19 protein-coding genes are annotated in these 22,618 nt (G+C 38.5%); 2 read left to right on the top strand and 17 right to left on the bottom strand.

Annotated elements, in window-relative coordinates; genetic code table 11:
- Positions 1 to 82: 82 nt before the first annotated feature.
- The 13 genes from infB to rpsB all read right to left on the bottom strand — a co-directional run bounded on the left by infB (position 83) and on the right by rpsB (position 16,461).
- Entirely contained in the window at positions 83 to 2,788 is a 2,706-nt protein-coding gene (infB, locus tag AUF14_RS03210) for a translation initiation factor IF-2 (protein ID WP_016252569.1), read from the bottom strand.
- Between the two features lie 12 nt (positions 2,789 to 2,800).
- Positions 2,801 to 3,103 carry a L7Ae/L30e/S12e/Gadd45 family ribosomal protein gene (locus tag AUF14_RS03205; protein ID WP_034876266.1) on the bottom strand — a complete coding sequence of 101 codons (303 nt, stop codon included), beginning with the start codon at positions 3,101 to 3,103 and terminating at the stop codon, positions 2,801 to 2,803.
- Complete coding sequence (gene rnpM, locus AUF14_RS03200; RefSeq protein ID WP_010780369.1) at positions 3,096 to 3,392, bottom strand: RNase P modulator RnpM; 297 nt, start codon at positions 3,390 to 3,392, stop codon at positions 3,096 to 3,098. Before rnpM ends, AUF14_RS03205 begins: the two co-directional genes overlap by 8 nt.
- 19 nt (positions 3,393 to 3,411) lie before the next feature.
- Positions 3,412 to 4,629: a transcription termination factor NusA gene (gene nusA, locus AUF14_RS03195; protein ID WP_016180709.1), complete on the bottom strand. Its 1,218-nt coding sequence runs from the start codon at positions 4,627 to 4,629 to the stop codon at positions 3,412 to 3,414.
- Between the two features lie 157 nt (positions 4,630 to 4,786).
- Positions 4,787 to 5,260: a ribosome maturation factor RimP gene (gene rimP, locus AUF14_RS03190; RefSeq protein WP_016180708.1), complete on the bottom strand. Its 474-nt coding sequence runs from the start codon at positions 5,258 to 5,260 to the stop codon at positions 4,787 to 4,789.
- A 167-nt stretch (positions 5,261 to 5,427) separates the two neighbouring features.
- Complete coding sequence (locus AUF14_RS03185) at positions 5,428 to 9,771, bottom strand: PolC-type DNA polymerase III (RefSeq protein ID WP_016180707.1); 4,344 nt, start codon at positions 9,769 to 9,771, stop codon at positions 5,428 to 5,430.
- A 99-nt stretch (positions 9,772 to 9,870) separates the two neighbouring features.
- The gene (gene rseP, locus AUF14_RS03180; RefSeq protein WP_016180706.1) at positions 9,871 to 11,139 is read right to left on the bottom strand and encodes an RIP metalloprotease RseP; all 1,269 of its coding nucleotides are present in this window, start codon (positions 11,137 to 11,139) and stop codon (positions 9,871 to 9,873) included.
- 298 nt (positions 11,140 to 11,437) lie between these two features.
- Entirely contained in the window at positions 11,438 to 12,232 is a 795-nt protein-coding gene (locus AUF14_RS03175; protein ID WP_016180705.1) for a phosphatidate cytidylyltransferase, read from the bottom strand.
- 81 nt (positions 12,233 to 12,313) lie between these two features.
- The gene (locus tag AUF14_RS03170; RefSeq protein WP_034876389.1) at positions 12,314 to 13,114 is read right to left on the bottom strand and encodes an isoprenyl transferase; all 801 of its coding nucleotides are present in this window, start codon (positions 13,112 to 13,114) and stop codon (positions 12,314 to 12,316) included.
- Between the two features lie 175 nt (positions 13,115 to 13,289).
- Positions 13,290 to 13,847 (bottom strand): ribosome recycling factor, encoded by a 558-nt coding sequence (gene frr, locus AUF14_RS03165; protein ID WP_016180703.1) that lies wholly within the window; start codon positions 13,845 to 13,847, stop codon positions 13,290 to 13,292.
- Between the two features lies 1 nt (position 13,848).
- Positions 13,849 to 14,571 (bottom strand): UMP kinase, encoded by a 723-nt coding sequence (pyrH, locus tag AUF14_RS03160; protein WP_048721031.1) that lies wholly within the window; start codon positions 14,569 to 14,571, stop codon positions 13,849 to 13,851.
- A gap of 128 nt (positions 14,572 to 14,699) precedes the next feature.
- Positions 14,700 to 15,584, bottom strand: a complete 885-nt coding sequence (gene tsf / locus AUF14_RS03155; protein WP_049220473.1) for a translation elongation factor Ts — start codon at positions 15,582 to 15,584, stop codon at positions 14,700 to 14,702.
- A 79-nt stretch (positions 15,585 to 15,663) separates the two neighbouring features.
- A complete protein-coding gene (gene rpsB / locus AUF14_RS03150) occupies positions 15,664 to 16,461 on the bottom strand; it encodes a 30S ribosomal protein S2 (RefSeq protein ID WP_016180700.1) in 798 nt (265 codons plus the stop codon).
- 374 nt (positions 16,462 to 16,835) lie between these two features.
- Between rpsB and AUF14_RS03145 the strand changes: the two genes are divergently transcribed.
- Positions 16,836 to 17,315: an arginine repressor gene (locus AUF14_RS03145; RefSeq protein ID WP_016180699.1), complete on the top strand. Its 480-nt coding sequence runs from the start codon at positions 16,836 to 16,838 to the stop codon at positions 17,313 to 17,315.
- A gap of 179 nt (positions 17,316 to 17,494) precedes the next feature.
- Here the strand turns inward: AUF14_RS03145 and AUF14_RS03140 are convergent, their stop codons facing one another.
- The 3 genes from AUF14_RS03140 to argF all read right to left on the bottom strand — a co-directional run bounded on the left by AUF14_RS03140 (position 17,495) and on the right by argF (position 21,754).
- On the bottom strand, positions 17,495 to 18,553 hold the full coding sequence (locus AUF14_RS03140; RefSeq protein WP_016180698.1) for a BMP family lipoprotein: 1,059 nt from the start codon (positions 18,551 to 18,553) through the stop codon (positions 17,495 to 17,497).
- Between the two features lie 143 nt (positions 18,554 to 18,696).
- Entirely contained in the window at positions 18,697 to 20,388 is a 1,692-nt protein-coding gene (argS, locus tag AUF14_RS03135) for an arginine--tRNA ligase (RefSeq protein WP_016180697.1), read from the bottom strand.
- Positions 20,389 to 20,740: 352 nt separating this feature from the next.
- A complete protein-coding gene (gene argF, locus AUF14_RS03130; protein ID WP_016180696.1) occupies positions 20,741 to 21,754 on the bottom strand; it encodes an ornithine carbamoyltransferase in 1,014 nt (337 codons plus the stop codon).
- 76 nt (positions 21,755 to 21,830) lie between these two features.
- Between argF and AUF14_RS22425 the strand changes: the two genes are divergently transcribed.
- A complete protein-coding gene (locus AUF14_RS22425) occupies positions 21,831 to 21,983 on the top strand; it encodes a hypothetical protein (protein ID WP_172481256.1) in 153 nt (50 codons plus the stop codon).
- A 164-nt stretch (positions 21,984 to 22,147) separates the two neighbouring features.
- On the opposite strand, the gene AUF14_RS03125 is transcribed toward AUF14_RS22425, so the two are convergent.
- Positions 22,148 to 22,591 (bottom strand): DUF3788 family protein, encoded by a 444-nt coding sequence (locus AUF14_RS03125; RefSeq protein ID WP_016180695.1) that lies wholly within the window; start codon positions 22,589 to 22,591, stop codon positions 22,148 to 22,150.
- Between the last annotated feature and the right edge of the window lie 27 nt (positions 22,592 to 22,618).

The raw sequence follows: 22,618 nt of genomic DNA, 5'->3' as shown, positions 1-22,618 counted from the left end.
TAATAGTCACGAATAATGGATGAAATTTCAGCAGATACTGTTCCACTTCCTACATTTATCAGTAGGAAGTGGAATTGTAATACTATTTAGGCTTGATTTCTTCCATAATGAATCCTTCGATCACATCATCAACTTTAATATCATTAAAGTTTTCGATCATAGCACCACATTCATAACCCATTTTAACTTCTTTCACATCATCTTTGAAACGTTTCAAGCTGGCAAGTTTGCCCTCGAGAATTACGATTCCATCACGAATAATACGCACACCGCTATCACGTTGGATAGATCCTTCGTTAACGTAACATCCTGCGATTGTACCAACCTTAGAAACTTTATACGTTTCGCGTACAGTCATTTGACCAGTAATCTTTTCTTCGTATTCAGGATCAAGCATACCTTTCATCGCTGTCTCGATTTCTTCGATTGCTTTATAGATAATTCGGTGTAGACGAATGTCAACTTCTTCGGTTGAAGCTTGCTGTTTTGCTTGTGGTGTAGGACGAACATTAAACCCGATAATGATCGCATTACTTGCTGCTGCCAGGGTAACATCACTTTCATTGATAGCACCTACAGCTGAGTGAACGATCTTCACACGCACACCTTCAACATCAATTTTTTTCAATGAAGCTGCTAATGCTTCGGCAGATCCTTGCACATCGGCTTTGATGATTACATTGACTTCCTTCAATTCGCCCTCTTTAAGAGATTCAAATAGGTTGTCCAATGTTACACGAGCACTTGCACTGCGATGTTCAAGCAACGCACGTTTTGCCCGTTCTTCACCGGCTGCACGAGCTGTTTTTTCATCTTCAAAGATCGCAAAACGATCCCCAGCTTGAGGTACATCATTCAACCCAGTAATTTCTACTGGTGTCGCTGGTCCAGCAGATTTTTCACGACGGCCAATATCATTCGTCATAACACGAACACGACCATATGTGTTCCCAACAACGATTGGGTCGCCGACTCTCATCGTACCTTGTTGAACCAATAATGTTGCTACAGGTCCTTTTCCTTTATCTAAGCGAGCTTCGATAACTGTTCCGATTCCGTGTTGCGTTGGATCAGCTTTCAAGTCTTCTACTTCAGCAACCAATAGAATCATTTCTAATAGTTCGTCGATATTTTGATTGAATTTTGCTGAAATTTCAACAAAAATTGTATCACCGCCCCATGCTTCAGGAATCAGTTCATACTCACTTAATTCTTGCATTACATGTTGTGGATTGGCACCAGGTTTATCAACCTTATTAACTGCTACAATAATTGGTACTTTCGCTGCTTTGGCATGGTTGATTGCTTCGATTGTTTGCGGCATTACACCATCATCAGCTGCTACGACTAAAATAGTAATATCTGTGATACTTGCTCCACGCGCACGCATACTTGTAAAGGCAGCATGCCCTGGTGTATCCAAGAAAGTAATCGGTTTGCCGTCAATATCAATTTGATATGCACCAATATGCTGTGTGATTCCACCTGCTTCTCCGCTTGTTACGCGAGAATGACGCAAGGTATCTAGTAACGTCGTTTTACCATGGTCAACGTGCCCCATAATAGTTACGACTGGTGGACGAGAAACTAAATTTTCTTCGTTTACATCTTCTGCATCGAAGAATCGATCAATATCAGCTATATCAATAGTTACTTTTTCTTGTGGTTCAATTCCATAATCCGTAGCTAACAGTTCAATTGTATCTTTATCTAATGGTTGGTTTTGATTGACCATAACTCCCATCATAAATAATTTTTTGATGATCTCAGCTGGTTCGCGATGAATCTTCTTCGCGATGTCTGCTACGTTCATGCCTTCTGTATATTCCAATACTTCTGGCAATTCGCGGAATTTACGTGGTGGAACAGCAGGCTTATTACTTTGTTGCTGTCTACCTTTTTTACCTTTTTTATTGAATTTGTTTTTATTGCGATTTTGATTGCCGCCAAAATTATTGTTACGGTTTTGGTTGCCATAATTGTTTTTGTTGCGATTTTGGTTGCCGCCTTGCGTTGATCCGCCTTGGTTCGAACGTTGGCCCTGATTTGAGCCATTTTGATTTGGTCGCGCTCCTTGACTATTTTGTGCTGAACGCTGTCCTTGGTTTTGGCGTTGCGCATTATTTGCGTTGCCTTGTGTTGGGCGCTGTCCTTGATTTTGACGCTGCGCATTGTTTGTATTGCTTTGTGATGGGCGTTGCCCTTGGTTTTGACGCTGCGCATTGTTTGTATTGCTTTGTGCTGGGCGTTGCCCTTGATTTTGACGCTGTGCATTGTTTGTATTGCCTTGTGCTGGACGTTGCCCTTGATTTTGACGCTGCGCATTGTTTGCATTGCCTTGTGCTGGACGTTGCCCTTGATTTTGACGCTGCGCATTGTTTGCATTGCCTTGTGCTGGACGTTGCCCTTGATTTTGGCGTTGTGCATTGTTTGCGTTGCCTTGTGCTGGACGTTGGTGTCCTTGGTTTGAACGGTTTGCGTTCGCTGAGTTGTTCTGTCTATTGTTTTGTGTCAATTCTTTATTTCCTTTTCTATTCTGGAAATTTGGGTTGTTCTTCGAGCTCTTTCCATGGAATTTTGGTTTTTCGTGCTGGTTAGCTGATGGTTTTGCCTGAGTATTTTGTTTCGGTTTGCTAGAAAAAGCTTGTTTCAATTTTGATTCATCATCCCCGGATAATGAACCCATATGATTTTTCACATCAATCCCCAAAGTTTGTGCTTTTTCTACAACATCCTTACTTGATTGATTCACTTCTTTTGCAAATTCGTATACTCTTTTATTTCCCATGCAATCACCTTCCTAACCTGTTATTAACGTCATAATTTTGTCGGCGAATCCTTGGTCTAAAACCCCGATTACTTTTCTAGGTTTGCCAATCGCGCCTAAAATCTCCCCTTGAGTAAATTCGACAAAACATGTCGTTTGATAATACTTACTTTTATCTGATACTTTCTTTTGAGTGTTTTCACTCGCATCAATGGTGACAATAACGAGATTTACTTTCCTTTTGCGAATCTCATTAATTGTCATTTCTTCTCCTGTGATCAGTTTGCCTGCACGCATTGCAAGGCCTAACATGTTCAAGGCCTTCTGTTTATTCATTGCCGAAGAGCTCTTTTCTGGCTTTTTGGTGTTTCACATAATCAAGTAGTTCTTGATAAAAATCATCACTTAATTCGGTGCCAAGCGTACGGTCCAAGATATGTTTTTTCCATGCTTCCTCGACTTCAGCTGGTTCTAGCGCAACATAAGCACCTCGTCCTGGTTTCTTACCTGAAGGATCAATGGAAACTTCTCCTTCTTTGGATTTAGCGATTCGAATCAATTCTTTCTTTGGGAACATTTCACCGGAAACGACCGATTTTCGCAAAGGAACTTTTCTTTTTTTCATTTGCTGTCCTCCTAATGAATTATTGGTCCGTTTGATCAGAAGCAATGTTTTCTTCGTCTTCAATCATATTATCAACTGTAACTTCCGCTTCTGATTCAATATCTTCAACTTCAGTTTCAATCGCTTCTACTTCTGAAGTGATTTCTTCAATCTCAGTTACGATTTCTTCTACTTCTGATTCATCATAGTTCGCATAAAATTCTTCCATATCAGACTCTGATTTAATATCAATCTTGTGAGCCGTTAATTTAGCCGCTAAACGAGCGTTTTGCCCACGCTTACCGATAGCTAACGACAACTGATAATCCGGAACTACTACGGTGCAAACTTTTGGATTGTCGATATCAAAGATAACATCTTCTACTTGCGCAGGATTTAAGGAGTTTGCGATAAATACTGCTGGATCTTCATCCCACTCAACAATGTCCATGTTCTCACCTTTTAATTCATTTACAATTGCTTGTACACGTTGTCCTTTTGGTCCCACACAGGTTCCAACTGGATCAATGTTAGGATCTGTTGAACGAACAGCAACTTTTGCACGATCACCAGCCTCACGAGCAATGCTGACAATCTCTACAATTCCATCATAGACTTCTGGAATTTCCTGTTCAAATAAGCGGCGCAACAAATCAGGGTGACTACGACTTACAAATACTTGCGGGCCTTTTGACGTATTTTCTACTCGTGAAACATACACTTTAATACGATCATGAGGTTTATAATGCTCATTTGGCATTTGGTCTTGTTTTGATAGAACGGCTTCAATCTTCCCTAAGTTTACATAGATGTAGCGATTATCTTGACGTTCTACTACACCTTGCATAATATCTTTTTCGTAGGCGCTGTATTCGTTATAGATAATACTGCGTTCTGCTTCACGGACACGTTGTAAAATTACTTGTTTTGCCGTCTGAGCAGCAATTCGACCAAAATCCTTTGGTGTTACTTCAAAACGGATCGTATCACCAATTTCATACGCTGGATTGATTTCCATCGCATCTTTCAATGACACTTCCAATTGTGAATCCATGACTTCTTCCGTTACTTCTTTCACGGCATAAACATGAATATCACCTTTCTTTTCATTGAATTCCACTTCAACATTTTGAGATTGTCCGTAATGACGTTTGTAAGCAGATACTAATGCCGCTTCCAATGCATCAATTACGATTTCTTTCGAAATACCTTTTTCTGCTTCTAGAGTATCCAACGCATTCAGCATTTCTTTACTCATTTTAACTTTCCTCCTAATTCATATTAACGAATCTATTCTTCAAAGAAAAATAGGTTTGATCTTCATCGCATGTATCATTCCACTAAAGCGGTAAAACTGAATCGTTGTGAAAAGCGGAATTGACATTCTAGTTCCTGTTAATGAAACGTTTCATTTACTAAAACTCGATCGCAAAACGCGCCTTTGCAATATTTTTACGATCAAAGACCATATCTTTCGTACGCGTTTTAATTTTGACAGTTAATGTCAGTTCATCATCAGTCAATTCTTTTAAAAATCCTTGATATTGTTTTTCTCCATCAATATTTTGATAAAGTGAAATATTAATGTATTCTCCCATCGCTTTTTGGTAATCCTCTTCTTTTTTCAATGGGCGTTCGGCTCCTGGTGAAGAAACCTCAAGGAAATATGCTTGTGGAATTGGATCAGGATCAATCGAATCCAGCTTTTCACTAAGCTTTTCGCTAACAAAAGCACATTCTTCAATGTCGATACCACCTTCTTTATCAATAAATACTCTTAAAAACCAACTTTTCCCTTCCTTGACAAATTCAACCTCGACTAACTCAAAATTTTGTTCATCCAAGATCGGTGTTACTAAGTCAGTCACTGTTTCGACTACACTGCTCAAACTGTCAGCCTCCTTTAATCCATTAAAAAGAGTGAGCGAAAATTCCGCTCACTCACCATCAGTCTATGATTACATTGTTATACTAGCACAATTCTATTGAAAATTCAACCGTGTCATTTTCATGATGGAATTTTCTTTCATTTTTTTTATTGAACTTATCCTTTTCTTTACATATCAAAGAGTGACAGTTGGTTTTCATCTGGCAAATCTTTCAAAACACCATGAGTATCCATATACTCAATCAAGGTCTTCGAAACTTTACCACGTGAGGCCAAATCTTCCTTCGATAAGAAAATACCGTCTTTACGTGCTTCAACAATTTGTTTGGCCACGTTCAAACCAAGTCCAGGTACGGCACGAAATGGCGCAATCAATGTGTCCCCGTCAATCACAAAATCTTGAGCATCTGACTTGTATAAATCGATCATGCCAAAATGAAAATCTCGCTCCAACATTTCATTACACAATTCCAAGACAGTCAGCTGATTTTTTTCCTTCGTGGATGCGTCCATACCTTTATCTGTGATTGCCTTCATTGCGGCCTTCACCGCATCTTTTCCTTTAGCCATCGCAACCAAATCAAAATCATCCGCACGAACAGAGAAATAGGCACAATAATAAAGAATTGGGAAATACACTTTAAAGTACGCTACCCGTAATGCCATCAACACATAAGCTGCCGCATGGGCTTTTGGGAACATGTACTTGATTTTCGAACAAGAATCAATATACCAATCTGGAACGTTGTTTTCTTTCATTGCAGTCAAATACGTTTCACGTAACCCATCATCAATTTTATTCCACTGGCCTTTACGCACAGTTTCCATAATCTTGAAGGCCATTCCGCTATCTAATCCTGCATGAATTAAATATACCATGATATCATCCCGACAACCGATAACCTCAGCTAAGTTTGCTTCCCCACGGCTGATCAATTCTTCCGCATTTCCTAACCAAACGTCAGTACCATGAGACAACCCAGAGATTTGCAATAATTCGGCAAAAGTCGTCGGGCTCGTTTCTTCCAACATCCCGCGAACAAATCGTGTTCCAAACTCAGGAATTCCCAACGTACCAGTCTTCGAATAAATTTGATCAGCTTCCACACCTAAAACCTGTGGCCCAGCAAAAATCTTCATAACTTCTGGATCATCCGTCGGAATCGTTTTAGGATCGACTCCAGATAATTCTTGCAACATTCGAATCACTGTTGGGTCATCGTGTCCCAGAATATCGAGTTTTAAAACATTATCATGAATCGAGTGAAAATCAAAATGCGTTGTTTTCCATTCAGAATTTTGATCGTCTGCTGGATACTGAATCGGTGTAAAATCATAAACATCCATATAGTCTGGAATTACGATGATCCCACCTGGATGCTGTCCTGTTGTTCGCTTAACCCCAGTAGCACCTTTGGCAAGACGATCGACTTCAGCATTCCTAAAATGCAGATTATGATCTCGTTCATAACCCTTGACGAATCCGTACGCCGTCTTATCCGCCACTGTACCGATCGTACCAGCACGATAAACATAGTCCTCGCCAAACAGAACCTTCGTATAATTATGAGCCTCAGCCTGATAATCGCCCGAAAAATTCAAATCAATATCGGGCACCTTATCACCATGGAATCCTAGGAAAGTTTCGAATGGAATATCATGTCCATCTTTATTTAATCGAGCGCCACATTTTGGACAAGCTTTCTCCGGCATATCAAAGCCCGAACCATAGGAACCATCTTCAAAAAACTCAGAATACTGACATTCAGGACAATAATAGTGCGGCGGCAAGGGATTCACTTCGGTAATCCCTGTCATTGTAGCCACAAAGCTTGAACCTACAGACCCACGCGAACCAACCAAATAACCGTCAGCATTACTCTTATGCACCAACTTTTGAGCAATCAAATAGATAACCGAGAAGCCATTCCCGATGATCGAAGTAAGTTCTTTTTCTAAACGTTTCTCAATAATATCTGGTAATGGATCGCCATAAAGCTCTCGTGCCCGATTATAACTTAGATCCTTGATCTCTTCTTCAGAGCCAGGAATTTTAGGAGTATACAAGTCATCCTTGACCGGAATGATTTCTTCACAGCTCTCGACAATTTTATCAGGACCATCAACAACAATTTCTTTTGCTAGTTCTGGACCTAAGAAACTGAATGCCTGCAGCATTTCATCTGTCGTACGGAAGTGAACATCTGGTAGACTGTGACGGTTCAACGGATTAGCCCCACCCATTGAACTGATCAAAATTTTCCGATAGATTGCATCTTCCTTATTTAAATAATGAACATCTCCTGTAGCAACAACTGTTTTATTTAAGTCTTTACCAATTTGAATTAGATTACGTAAAATATCTTCTAAATCCGCCTCATTCTTCACCAGCTCTTGTTCAATCAAAGGGGCATAAACAGCCTTAGGCATCACTTCAATATAATCATAAAAGGCGGCACGATTTTTAGCTTCTTCTACCCCTTTTTGCATCATCGCTTCAAAGATTTCACCTTGTGAACAAGCCGAACCTATCAAAAGATTTTCTCGCAATTTATTTAATTGTGAACGCGGAATTCGTGGAACTCGTTCAAAGTATTCCACATTAGACATAGAAATTAGTTTGAATAGATCTTTTAAACCTGCCTGATTCTTCGCCAAAATCGTTGCATGGAATGGACGCGCTCGTTTATACGAATCCCCTTCACCAACGTGATCGTTTAGCTGATCATGGTAATTCATCCCATGTTTTTCGATTGCCTCTTTAACAAAAATCCAAGCTAAATGGCCAGTTGCTTCTGCATCATATACTGCTCGGTGATGTTGTTCCAGATTAACACCGAATTTCTTAGTTAAGACACCTAAACCAAATCGCTTAAACTCAGGGTATAAGAAACGTGCCAATTCCAATGTATCAATTACCGGATTTGGAGTTTCGGGCATATTATGTCGGACATATGTTGTATTAATAAAGCCAATATCGAATGTTGCATTATGGGCGACTAAAATCGCTCCTTCGCAAAATTTTTCAAACAGCTCCATAACTTCTTTTTCTGGTTTTGATCCACGCACCATTTCGTCGGTGATTCCAGTTAAATTGATCGTTGTTTCTGATAATGGGTGACCTGGATCAATGAATTCTTCAAACGTATCAATCACGTTTCCTTTATGCATCTTAACCGCGGCCAATTCAATGATTGTGTCGTATACCGCAGATAACCCAGTTGTTTCCACGTCAAACACAACATAAGTAGCGTCTGTTAGTGATTCATGCGCATCATTGTAAGCAATTGGTACCCCATCAGAAACGACATTTGCTTCAACGCCGTAAAGAATCTTCACACCAGCCTTTTTTCCTGCCGCATGAGCTTCGGGAAATGATTGGGCCCCCCCATGATCTGTTATAGCAATAGCTTTATGTCCCCATTTTCCAGCTTGAGCGACTAGGTCACTAGCACTGTTGATAGCATCCATCGTACTCATATTCGTATGCAAATGCAGCTCAGAACGTTTTTCTGTCGCAGTATCCTGACGCTCTGGGTGTTTAACCTCTTGAATGTCTTGAGCATTCATGACAAGGTCACGCATAAAGGTATCTTCCTGAACACTTCCTCTTACACGAATCCAGCTTTTATTTGCGATAGCTTCAAAAATTGCTTCATCTTTTTCGCCGTTAGAAAATTTCTTTACTACAAATGAGGAGGTATAATCAGTCATCTTTAAGATCAGAATCTTTCGTTTAGAACGTAACTCGCGGACTTCCTTATCAAAGATAAACCCTTCAATCGTAATACGTCGTTCCTCTTCAATGATATTTCCCATCGGAGTAATGGGTTCATCTGCTGGAATATTCCGACCCATTTGGATAGGTCCATCAAAATGAGCGGCACTTTCTTTCTGCTCTTTTTTCTTCGATTCATATTGAGCTAAGCTAGCAGCAGCTTGTTCTTGCATTGCTTGCGCCTGCTCTTGTTTTCGTACTTCAAATTCCTGTAATTTTTTATCTGCCTGTTCCTTATCAACTTCAGGATCGATTCGCAAATGTGGAAATCCATAAGAAACTAAATTTTCTTCAATCAATGGTAAATACTGCTGTTTCAAAAATGGAATGACTGTTTCATTATCAATTAGCAAAACAATTCGTTTTCCTTGAATCAAAGGCAAGGGTTTACTCAAAACCTGCTTAACTAACGGTGTATCGCAATCCTGTTCAGTCAAAGCCATTTGCCAATAGTTTTGCAGAAGCTCTTCCTCAAACTGATTGTCTTCTGGAATAATATGTAATTTCACTGACGCGATTGATTGAAATGCTATTTGCAGCTTTTGATGGAATGCATAGAATAATTTTGCTGGCAAAATTTGTGGTGTTTGAATAAAAAATTCCCACACACGTGATTTCTCATGAACAATCACTTCTTTGATCTCTGATCCCTGGATCATCGGATGTTGCTGTTCCGTCTCGGCCAATTCAATTTGTCGTAATAAATTTTCAAATAGTTCACGATTCTTAGACAAAATGACATCTCCTTCACTTTTTCAAGTATGTTTCAGTATACCTGTTTTTTTTTATGATTGCATTAGAAAAAGGACCGAAAAAATTTCGATCCTTTCATTTTAAAAGAAGAAACGCTGAATATCGTTCCACGTAACTAGAATCATCAGAAGCATAATAAAACCAAAACCGATCATAGTAATCATGCCTTCCTTATCTGGATCAAGTGGTTTGCCGCGTATCCCCTCAATTAGATTTAGAAGAATTTTTCCGCCATCAAAGGCGGGTATAGGTAACAGATTGACAATTCCCAAGTTAACCGATAATAAAGCCATCAAATAAATAACCGTTTTAACCCCTGCTCGAGAGGCTTCTGCCGACATCTGGTACATCATTACTGGACCACCTAGTTTATCTAAACTAAATCCTGTGAACAAAGACCCTAAAGCACTAAAGATTCTCTTGACCATGTCCCATGATTGAGTCAATCCTCCAATGACTTTATCGCCAAAGCCCGTTTTCATATAAGGTCCGACGCCAATTTGCCCGACCTTTTCACCATTGCTTTTTATTGTCTTTGGTGTCATTTGAACAGTCTTTTCTTTGCCATCTTGCTCAATCAACACAGTTAATTCTTTCCCCGGCTTTTTTGTAACTGTGTTTGTTAGATCATCCCATGAAGAAATCTTCTTCCCGTCAACCGCCAAAATCGTATCATTATCCTCTAAGCCAGCCGTAGCAGCTGGACTATTTTCCTGAACCTCACCAATTTGATTAGTGTTATAAACCGCTACACCACCTTGCAAAAACGCTAGCGCAATAAATAATACCACGGTTAAAATAAAGTTATTCATCGGTCCAGCGAAATTGGTCAAAATACGTGAACCCAGCTTCGCTGATTGAAACTGAACGTCTCGTGGTGCAATTCGAACTTCTGTGCCGTTCTCTTCAATCACAGTCGCATCATGTTGAACCTTGTAAGTCATCTCTTGACTTTCATCACCATTTACATATCCTTTAATTACTAAATCATCAACAAGATCAGCTGAAATCAGTTCCATCGGGATACTGTTAGGCAATTGAACTTTCTTGCTGACGTTAATTCGCCTCACTTCATTTTTAGGAGTCAATTCAACCGATAATGGCATTCCCGGACTTAATTCAGTTTCTTCATCTTCAAGACCAGCCATCCTTACATATCCGCCAATTGGCAATAGACGTAGTGTATAAGTTGTTCCATCCTTGCCCATGTGAGCAATCAATTTTGGCCCCATTCCGATCGAAAATTCTCGGACTAGAATCCCTGAGCGTTTCGCAAAGAAAAAATGCCCGAATTCATGAACGATCACTAGAACACCAAAAACGATTAAAAACGTAATAATCGTACGCATAATTTTCCTACCTTCATTAGTTTCTTAGAGACAGTTTATCACAATCTGACAATAAGATATTCATTAACTGACCAATTCATAGAAAATTTAAAAAAAGAACTTCGGTAAAAAATAGTTTCTTTGAGTTGCTGCAACAAAACAATATATTTTACTATTTTTCAGTTCAAGCAAATCTATTAATTGTAAATCAGAAAGAGACGCTGCTTGAAAATAATTTTATAATAAATTTTTTCAGAAAAATTTTTGGTTGTCGCAGGTATTTAAATTTACTCAAAAAAAAAGAGTGTTGCCACTCTTTTTAAAATACTCCTAGTAAATGCATCATGGGAAAAACAAACAGCATACTGTCGAAACGATCCAAGATTCCACCATGACCAGGTAAAATAGTCCCTGAGTCTTTTACATCATAGTGACGCTTGATTGCTGATTCCACTAAATCTCCAAATTGTCCAACAACTGAAAATACTATTGTGAAGAGAATCATTGTCAATAAATTATGCTGAAAAATCTCTGGTTGCACTAAGAAAAACACTATAGCTACTACAACCGCACTAGCAATTCCTCCTAGAGCGCCTTCAATCGTTTTATTGGGAGAAATTTCTGGCCATAATTTATGTTTGCCAAATTGACGTCCCACCATATATGCACCGATATCTGTTGCCCAAACAACAAAGAACGCAAAAAGTAAAATAGATAATCCCTCTGCTCGTGCTGTAACTAAATTTTGAAACCCAACACCGACGTATAGACTTGCTACGACGGGAAAACCAGCTTCATCTATAGTGTAAGTATTTTTAGAAACAACTGAAAAACCTAAAATAATCATTACTGTTAAATAAAATAAAAGAAAATTACTATTGTTGCCGCTTAAAAATGGCAGCCAACGCTCCGCTGGTAAGACCAAAAAGATTGCCCCAAAAATTGCAAGAACACCTTCAAAGCTCAAAATTGCAAGTCCTTTCATGCGAAAAAGCTCATACACTCCTATTCCTGCCAAAACTGCTGCCGCTAATTCGACTGCAATACCTCCGATATACAGAATTGGAATAAAAATCGCTAGGGCGACAACTGCGGTAATGACTCGCTGTCTCATTTCTTATCCTCCTTGTTAAACTCAAAGTATTCATTCTATAATTAAGTTAAAGTATCAACTATTTTACTGATGACCCAAAACTTAGGTGGAACTTGTATCCTTATTCAATCCACCAAAACGCCGATTTCTTTGTTGGAAGGAAGCAATCGCCGCTTCTAAATGGTCTCCGTCAAAATCTGGCCATAAGGCTTTGGTAAAATATAATTCGCTATAGGCCAATTGCCAAAGTAAGAAATTACTAATCCGTTCTTCACCACTCGTACGTACGACTAGCTCAGGGTCTCGAAGTTCGTTAGGTAGAAATCCTGTCATCAAATGATCTCCAACAATATCATCGTTAATCTCTTGAACTGCAAGTTCTTCATTTTTAACTTCTTCAGCGATTTGTTGGATCGCCGTAATGATCTCAGCGCGACTACCATAATTAAGAGCAAAGTTTAAAACCAACCCATCATTTTGTGCTGTTTGCTCAATCGCCCGTTTCACTGCGTCTTGTGTGTGGGCAGGCAAATACTCCTCATATCCCATCACGTGAACCTGTACATTTTCTTCAATTAATTCTGGAACAAAAGTATCAAAAAAATCTACAGGAAGCTGCATTAAAAAATTTACTTCCTCTTCTGGACGTTTCCAATTCTCAGTTGAGAAAGCATACAGCGTTAACACTTTTACCCCAAGGCGATTGGCATGCTTCGTAATTTTTTTTACTGTTTCCATGCCCTCTTTGTGCCCAGCGATCCTTGGCAAACGACGATTTTGTGCCCACCGGCCATTTCCATCCATAATGATTGCAATGTGTTTTGGAATTGCATTATTAGGATCGAAAGAAAAGGACGATTCTTCTGGTGTATATTTTTGCTTTTGTGGAAAAAATCGTAACACCATGTTTTTCCCTCCTTTATTAAGTCAATAACTTAAAAATACTTTTAAAAAGTCATCTGCCATTATAACAATAAAATGCAGTTATTCCTACGAAAAATAAATACCTTTAGCCTTTTTCAATGATTTTTCTTAGCAATAAAAAAGCCTGAAGAACGATTCTTCAGGTTTTTTTGGATTAAACTTCTAGTAATTCTTTTTCTTTTTCAGCAACGATGGAATCAATCGCTTTGATATTATCATCTGTCAATGTTTGAATATCTTTTTCGGCATTACGCAAATCGTCTTCTGTCATATCGCCATTTTTTTGTTGTTTTTTGTACTCATCCATTGCATCACGGCGAATGTTACGGACAGCAATTTTTGCACCTTCTGATTCTTTCTTTACTTCTTTAGCTAGTTCTTTTCGTCGTTCTTCTGTTAGTTGAGGAATTACTAAACGAATCACATTCCCGTCGTTAGCCGGATTCAACCCAATATCACTAGCCAAAATAGCTTTTTCTACGTCATTGATCATATTTTTATCAAATGGTGTAACCATTAACACACGGGCTTCAGGAATCGTAATTGATGCCATCTGATTAACAGGCGTTGGCACCCCATAATAATCAACTGTGATGCGGTCAAGTAAACTCGCATTCGCACGTCCTGCACGAATTTGACCTAGTTGACGTTGCAACGCTTCTTGGGCCTTCTTCATTTTGTCTCTTGCTTCATTCATTACTGCATCTGCCATGTTATTTCCCCCTTACCGTCGTCCCGATGTTTTCACCGAGTACAACACGTTTGATATTTCCTGGTTCATTTAAATTAAAGACAACAAGTGGAATATCATTGTCCATACTTAATGAGCTCGCCGTTGAATCCATCACTTGCAATCCTTTAGCGATGACATCTAAATGAGTTAGTTCTTCATATTTCACTGCATTTTCATCAAGTTTTGGATCAGCTGAATAAACACCGTCGACGTTATTCTTAGCCATCAAGATCACATCAGCATTTACCTCTGCTGCTCTTAATGCCGCTGTCGTATCAGTTGAAAAATAAGGATTTCCTGTACCACCAGCAAAAATGACAATACGTCCCTTTTCAAGATGACGCTCTGCTTTACGCCGAATATAAGGTTCAGCAATTTGACGCATTTCAATTGATGTTTGAACACGAGTGGGTACGTCGATATTTTCCAACGCATCTTGCAACGCTAAAGCATTCATTACTGTTGCCAACATGCCCATATAATCCGCTTGTGCACGTTCCATCCCCATTTCAGCACCAATTTGTCCACGCCAAATGTTTCCACCGCCAACAATAATTGCCATTTCAATCCCTAGATCGTGAACTTCTTTTATTTCCTCCACGATTTCTTGGATCACCGGCGGTTTGATACCGAATTTTTCATCGCCTGCCAATGCTTCTCCGCTGAGTTTCAATACTACACGTTTATACTTTGGTTCATTCATCACAATACCTCCACTGTCACTCTAATGATATTTTAGCATACTCTGTCTTTGAAGCCAGCCAAATTTGAATTTGCTTAAAAAAAGGGAGCGCACATTTGCCGTGCGTTCCCGACTGTTTAAAAACAGAATTATTTTTTAATTTGACTCATAACTTCTTCTACAAAGTTGTCTTCGCGTTTTTCGATCCCTTCACCTACTTCAAAACGAACGAAGCTTGCAACTGTCGCACCTTTAGAAGATACATATTTTTCAACAGTCATGTCTGGATCTTTAACGAATGGTTGGTCAACCAAAGCGATTTCTGATTTAAATTTATTCAAACGACCAACAACCATTTTCTCAACAATATTAGCTGGTTTACCTTCGTTTAATGCTTGCTCAGTAAGAACAGCTTTTTCATGTTCTAATTCTGATTCTGGAATTTGACTTTCATTTACGTAACGAGGGTTGATTGCTGCCACATGCATAGCAACATCTTTTGCAACTGACTCGTCAGTTGTGCCGTTCAATAGAGCTAAAACAGCGATACGTCCACCCATGTGCAGATATCCGCCAAATGCTGCATTGTCTTCTTTTTCTACAACTTCAAAACGACGGAAGTTGATTTTTTCACCAATAACTTGTGTTGCTTCGATCAAAGCTGCTTCTAAAGTTTCACCTTTAGCGTTTGTTAATTTCATTGCTGCTTCCATGTCAGCAGGTTTATGTTCAGCAACTAAAGATGCGATTTCTTTCACTAAGTCTTGGAACATTTCGTTTTTAGAAACGAAGTCCGTTTCAGAATTCACTTCCACGATTGCTGCAGTGTTTCCATGAATCGCAACTGAAGCTAAACCTTCAGCAGCAATACGGTCATTTTTCTTAGCTGCTTTAGCCATACCTTTTTCGCGTAAAAGATCCACAGCTTTTTCAATATCGCCTTCTACTTCTACTAATGCGCGTTTTGCATCCATCATTCCTACGCCAGTCATATCGCGTAGTTCTTTTACCATTTTAGCTGTTACGTCTGCCATTTTTAAGGGCCTCCTTAGATTTTCTAAAAAAGCTGCTTCAAAGGAAAATATTTACTTTGAAGCAGCATATGCTACGAAATTATTCAGCTGATTCAGTAGAAGCATTGTCGCCTTCCACTACATCAACGATTTCTTCGATTGAAGTTGCTTGTCCGCCATCTTCAGCAACGAAGTCTTCTTCTGCTACTTGATCTTCCCCTTGGTTTCCTTCGATGAAAGCATCAGCCATTTTAGCAGTGATTAATTTCACGGCGCGAATAGCATCATCATTTGAAGGGATAACTACGTCAATTTCATCTGGGTCGCAATTTGTATCAACCATAGCAACGATTGGAATGTTTAATTTTTGAGCTTCTTGAACAGCGATACGTTCTTTACGAGGGTCAACGATATACATAACATCAGGGATGCGAGGCATATCAGCAATACCGCCTAAGAATTTTTCTAAACGTTCACGTTCTTTGTTCAAACCAACAACTTCTTTTTTAGGCAATACTTCAAAAGTACCGTCTTGTTCCATAGCGTTGATTTGTTTCAAACGAGCGATACGTTTTTGAATTGTATCCCAGTTAGTTAAAGTTCCACCTAACCAACGGTGGTTAACATAGAATTGTCCAGCGCGAACTGCTTCTTCTTTGATTGCTTCTTGAGCTTGTTTTTTAGTACCTACGAACAATGCAACGCCGCCATCTTCGGCAACATCTTTCATGTAATCGTAAGCAGCATCTACTAATCTAACTGTTTTTTGTAAGTCAATAATGTAGATTCCGTTTCTTTCTGTGAAGATGTATTTCTTCATTTTTGGGTTCCAGCGACGAGTTTGATGACCAAAGTGTACGCCGGCTTCTAGTAATTGTTTCATAGACAATACTGACATTTGTGTTTCCTCCAATTTGGTTTTTGTTTTCCTCTCCTGCTCTCTTCTTTATAAGGAACTGACAAGCAGCACCGCCTTATAAATCAAGTCAGAATGTGGATTTTTTTGTGTATAGTCGCCTACACACAATTAGTAATTATACAAGACTCTTTTTAATAAATCAATCTTTTTTATTTAGCTTTCTGTTAATTATTATTTAGTTAGGAATACTGTTTAAAAAATCTTTTTCTGCTATACTGAGTGCATAATTATCATTTATACCGTTCCTATCTCAGAAAAAGAATCCCAAAATAAGTGAATGATATTCACTTTATCCCTTAAATCATTTTTTAGAGTTTAAACGCTCTACTATTACACAGGCAAGGAGTTTTTTTATGCGAAAAAAAGATCGACACGAACTAATTAAAAAAATCATTTCAGAAAATGCAATCCGAAATCAAAATGAATTGATGGATTATTTACAACAATATCAAGTCTCGGCGACTCAAGCTACGATTTCACGTGATATTCGTGACCTAAAAATCGTAAAAACAATTGATGAATCCGGCAAGCCACGTTTTGAATTGTTCCAAGATCAGCAAGAACCGACTGAGGATGATGATATTAAGCGACTTATACGTATGACAAACAATGTTATCGTCAAGGTTGATACTGTTCAATTTATGACTATCGTCAGTACACTTCCTGATAATGCGCATTTATTGGCTTCTGTCCTAGATGATCTTTCGAGTGAATTGATTGTTGCAACAATGGCAAGTTTTGATACTATTATTATTATCTCAAGGACACCTGCAGACGCACAACAAGTCACTGCTTTTCTGCAAGATCCTTCACAGCGGTCAATTTTCTCTTAAAAGTAAGGAAGCTCCCTATATCTATAAAAGGCTGCGCGAAATCCATCAGCTTTTGAGCAATAAGAAAAAGCTGATGGATTTCAGACATGCATGTATCTGCTGTAAAGCGATTTATTCAATTTTGTACTTTCCATACAGTTCAAAAACAACGCGCCCCTAATTCATAGGAGCGCGTTTCACTAATTTTCAGGTACTTTGATTTTTCCATCTATAATTTGTTTTTTAGCCGTTGTTACAGCTTCGTAGGCTTCTTTAGATAACTGGCCCTTGGTTAGGTTTACTCCGCCTTCCTTTAAACCAAACTCTAAATGCTCACCACCAGGAAAATCTTTTTCATATGAGGCTGCTGCAATTTTTCTAACTGCTGCTCCAACATTCTTTTTAGTTGAAGTCAAGGTGAAATTTCCAATTTTATCTTCAGTCATATGGTAATCACCCTCATCTGTTTGATCTCGATCTACTCCAATGACCCAAACCTTCTGAGTTTTATCGTTTTCATTTCGAGCTTTCGCTTCTTGAAAAACGCCAGCTCCAGTGCTTCCTGCAGCTTGATATATAATATCTGCTCCTTCTTTATACATAGAAGCAGCAATAGCTTTACCTCTATCTGGAGCGTCATAAGAAGCTGCGTATTGTGCGTCAAATGAAATCTTTTTTCCTAGATTCTTAGCCCCGGCTTTGACTCCCGCCTCGAACCCACTCTGAAACCGTTGGATTACTGGACCTTCCATTCCACCAATAAAACCAACATGATTCTTTTTAGTGCTGTAAGCAGCTGCTAATCCAGCTAAATAAGCACTTTCCTGATCCTTAAATGTAGCAGAAACAATGTTCTTTTCATTTGAAATCTCACCATCAATCAATGCAAAATTTAATTTTGGATTTTGTTCGGCCGCTTCTTTAATCGCATCCGCTTGTAAATAACTTAGACTAATAATTGTCGTAAAGCCATTTTCAACTGCCTGACTAATATTCGTACTGTTTTCCTGCGGATCGTTCGTTTCAAGATAAGTGAAATCCTTCTTGGCTTTTAAATCCTTTTCTTCTCCCCATTTTTCAAGGCCTTCCCAACCAGCCTGATTAAAAGAACGATCATCTACGCCACCAAAACCTAAGATCAAAGCTATCTTCTGATCAGGTTCTTCTTTTTCCGACTTATTTTCAGCTTGACCTCGACCGCAAGCTGCTAATAATCCTACCATTCCGAGACAACCTAATCCAAAAAGAATTTTTTTCATACAATGCGCCTTCCTAGGTGTCTTGACACCTTTTTTATTTTGTCAAAGTATACCACAGTTTGTGTTGTTTCAGCAAAAAAATTTGAAATACAAAAAGAAGTTGCAAGGTTATCCTCACAACTTCTTTTCCAAATTCTATGACACTACATTTTATTAGGTGCGTGAACTCCTAACAAACGTAGATCCTCTTTCAAGATTATTGTTACAGCATGAACCAATGCCAAACGAGCCTCTTTTTGTTCATCTTCAACTAAAATTTTCGTGTGAGCATAGTATTTATTGAACGCTTGAGCTAGTTTAATCGAATGCTTTGCAATCACAGATGGTTCATACTGATCAGCCGCTTGCATCACTACTTCTGGATAGCTTTGCAATAACTTGATGATTTCCCAACTATCAGAATCGTTTAAAGCATATATTGCTTCTGAATCAACAGCAAAATTTCCTTTTTCCAAAACAGTCATAGCACGTGCATGAGTATATTGAACGTAGGGGCCTGTTTCTCCTTCAAAGCGTACTACTTCTTCTAAACTAAAATCGAAGTTATTTAAACGATCATTTTTTAAATCATGGAAGACTACCGCGCCAACGCCCACTTGATGAGCTACTTCTTCTTTATTTGGCAAATCGGGATTTTTTTCTTGGATTTGTGCAAGTGCGGAATCTTTTGCTTCATTTAGAACTTCTTCTAACAAAACGATTTTCCCTTTACGAGTAGACAATTTCTTCCCATCTTTTGTAATCAAGCCAAATGGGATATGAACCATTTCGTCTGACCAATCAAAATCCATTTCCTTCAAAACAGCTTTCAATTGTTTGAAGTGCCCACTTTGTTCATTTCCAACAACATATAGTGATTTAACAAAATTATACTCACGCTTGCGATAAAGTGCCGCTGCTAAATCACGTGTAATGTATAAGGTTGCCCCGTCGGATTTTTTAATCAATGCGGGATTCAAATCGTATTTTTCAAGATCGACGATTTCGGCTCCCTCGTTGGTTTGTAATAAATGTTTTTCTTCCAACATTGTGACAACTTCATCCATCTTATCATTATAAAAAGCTTCGCCATTATAGGAATCAAATTCTACTTCCAGCATACCGTAAATTTTATTGAACTCTTTCAACGATTCACTGCGGAACCATTTCCATAGGTCTAAAGCCTCTTGATCATTTTCTTCCAGTTTTTTGAACCAAGCTCGCGCTTCATCGTTCAACTCCGGTTCATCTTCGGCTTTTTCATGAAATTCTACATATAGACGTAGCAGTTCATTGATTGGTTCAGCTTTAACCTTCTCTTCTGATCCCCATTTTTTATAAGCAACAATCAGTTTCCCGAATTGGGTTCCCCAGTCTCCTAGGTGATTGATTTTGATTGGATTATAACCAATTTTGCTTAGAATCAAGCTGATAGAATTACCAATAACGGTCGAGCGTAAATGCCCCATTGAAATAGGTTTTGCAATATTTGGTGAAGACATATCAATCGTCACATTGCCTTCATTTCCAATATTACTATCACCAAAATGATTTTCTTCCTTCAGAATTTGTTTTAAGACCATACTTGAAATAACTTCTTTTTTCATAAAGAAGTTTAAATATGGGCCGACCACTTCAATTTTTTCAAACGCTTCTGGATTGATTTGTTCTACTAATTCTGCAGCAATTTGCTGTGGCGCTTTACGAAAAACTTTTGCTAAAGCAAATGTGGGAAAAGCAACATCCCCATGATCAACTGATTTAGGATTTTCTAGTAAACGTTCAACTTCTGGCAATGTCAGATTTTCCTTAACTGCTTCAAAAACAGCTTGTGCAACGATATCTTTATTATTCATCCAAATTCCTCCTTATAAATACTTTTCTAAAGATAAAAAAGTGACTAGTCCTCAACGCTTCGTTGATGAATTGAAGAGTCAAAATAAAACAAAAAAATCTCTGATGTATAAATACATCAGAGACGAGAATTCCCGCGGTACCACTCTTATTGTCATAAATGACCAGCTTAGGCTATAACGGTAGCTGCCGCTTCATCTCAAAAGTGCGCCCTCTATTTTTGTTTATTCGGCTCCCACCTGCCCGAACTCGCTAAAAAACTGCACAATAGACTTCTCTTTTTCATCGATGAAATAATTATCTGGCATTTATATTAACAGAAAAAACTTCATCTGACTAGTCGGGAAAAATACTTTATGCTTTCGGAATGAACAAATTTCCTAATGTTGCTGCCATCACCGCCTTGATCGTATGCATACGGTTTTCAGCTTGTTGGAATTGTAATGCATTCTCGGCACGAAAAACATCATCTGTCACTTCCATTTCAGCTAAATTATATTTTTCTTTGATTTCTTCGGCAACTTTTGTTTCAAGATCATGAAATGCTGGTAAGCAATGTAAGAAAATCGTTTCCGCTTTCTGAGTTTTTTCCATTAGTGTTTGATTGACCTGATAAGGCAACAATAAATCAATTCGCTCTTTGAAAGCCGCCTCTTCGCCCATCGATACCCATACATCGGTATAAATAATATCAGCCTGCGCTACTCCCTTGTCAATGTCATCTGTCACTAAAACCTTTGACTCGGATTCTTCAGCGTATTTTTCAGCGATCGTAATCAAATTTTGTTCTGGAGATAGTTTTTCTGGAGTTACGATTGAGATATTTACACCCAAAATGGCACTGGTAATTAGCAGTGAGTTTGCTACATTGTTTCGTCCATCACCCACATAGGCCAAAGTCAGATCCTCCAACTTTCCAAAGTGCTCCTTGATCGTTAAAAAGTCTGCCAACATTTGAGTTGGGTGCCATGCGTCAGTGAGGCCATTCCAAACGGGTACCCCAGAATGTTCTGCCAAAGCTTCAACTGCCGTTTGTGAAAATCCTCGATATTCAATACCATCAAACATACTGCCTAACACTTTTGCTGTATCCTCTACAGACTCTTTTTTTCCCAATTGAATATCATTTTTACCTAAATATTCGGGATGAGCACCTAAATCATTAGCGGCTGTCGTAAAAGCCGCCCTCGTACGCGTAGAGGTCTTTTCAAAAAGTAACGCAATATTTTTCCCCGCTAAATATTTATGCGGAATATTTTGTTTCTTTAATTCTTTTAAATGTGCTGCAAAATCAATCAAATAAAGCAACTCATCTTTAGTAAAATCCGTTTCCTTTAAAAAACTTTTCCCTTGAAAGATATTCATCATCATAACGCCTCCATTTTTGAATATTCATTCGTTACATCCAACATTATTTCATTTTTATTCATAATAACTGAATAAAATGAAAGTATCAACCTCAATTTTGAAATATTTATATAAAAAAGCTTCCTTAGAAGAATTTCAAGGAAGCCATCTATTTGTTCGTTTAACGAGTTTTGATGAGATTCAGCTTACAGATGAATACTCTTGCGCGACAAGCTCGCTTTCAAGTTGAAGACCGTATGTCATCTAGAAATCAAAGGTTTCACTGCAATGAAAGCATCAATTAGTTCGACAGATAAGCCTAAAGTAAACAAGAAATTTTAAAGCCTAGAACCAACATAACCAAAAGAGAACATTCTTATTCTCTTTTCCTAAAAAAAACAGCTGCTTAAGTGACTACTTTTTTTGCAATTTTCGAATACGCAATGTAATTAGATATTTAAGATCAGTAAATGCTTGCTCGGAAGTAAGTTCAACGACAAACCAGTGACCGCCCATAACTGGTTTGTCCTCTTTAAACGTTTGCTGAACGGATTGTGACATTGAAGCAATGTTCTCTGCTAATTCTTCCTGATAGAGATCAGATACAACAACCATCATTCTAGCGTTGTCATCTAGAAAATAAATCGTGCCTATATTACCACCGTACTTTTTCGCTTTTACATGCCACCCGCCGAATCGGCCTTTCTCCTTCGAATATTCGATGGAAAATTTAGGCTGATATTCTACTGTCAAATAATCCATTAATTTTTCAAAATAAGTGGCAGTTACATATTCTTTCATCTGTTCCATGGTTGGCTGTAGATCGATTGGAAATTGCTCTTGCCAAGAATTTTTCATCTAATCGCCTCCTTGACCTCATTATAG

The organism is Enterococcus avium, assembly GCF_002891025.1.
Lineage (GTDB): Bacteria > Bacillota > Bacilli > Lactobacillales > Enterococcaceae > Enterococcus_A > Enterococcus_A avium.
The sequence above is the reverse complement of the archived record's forward strand: the minus strand, read 5'-3'. Positions and strand labels throughout refer to the sequence as shown.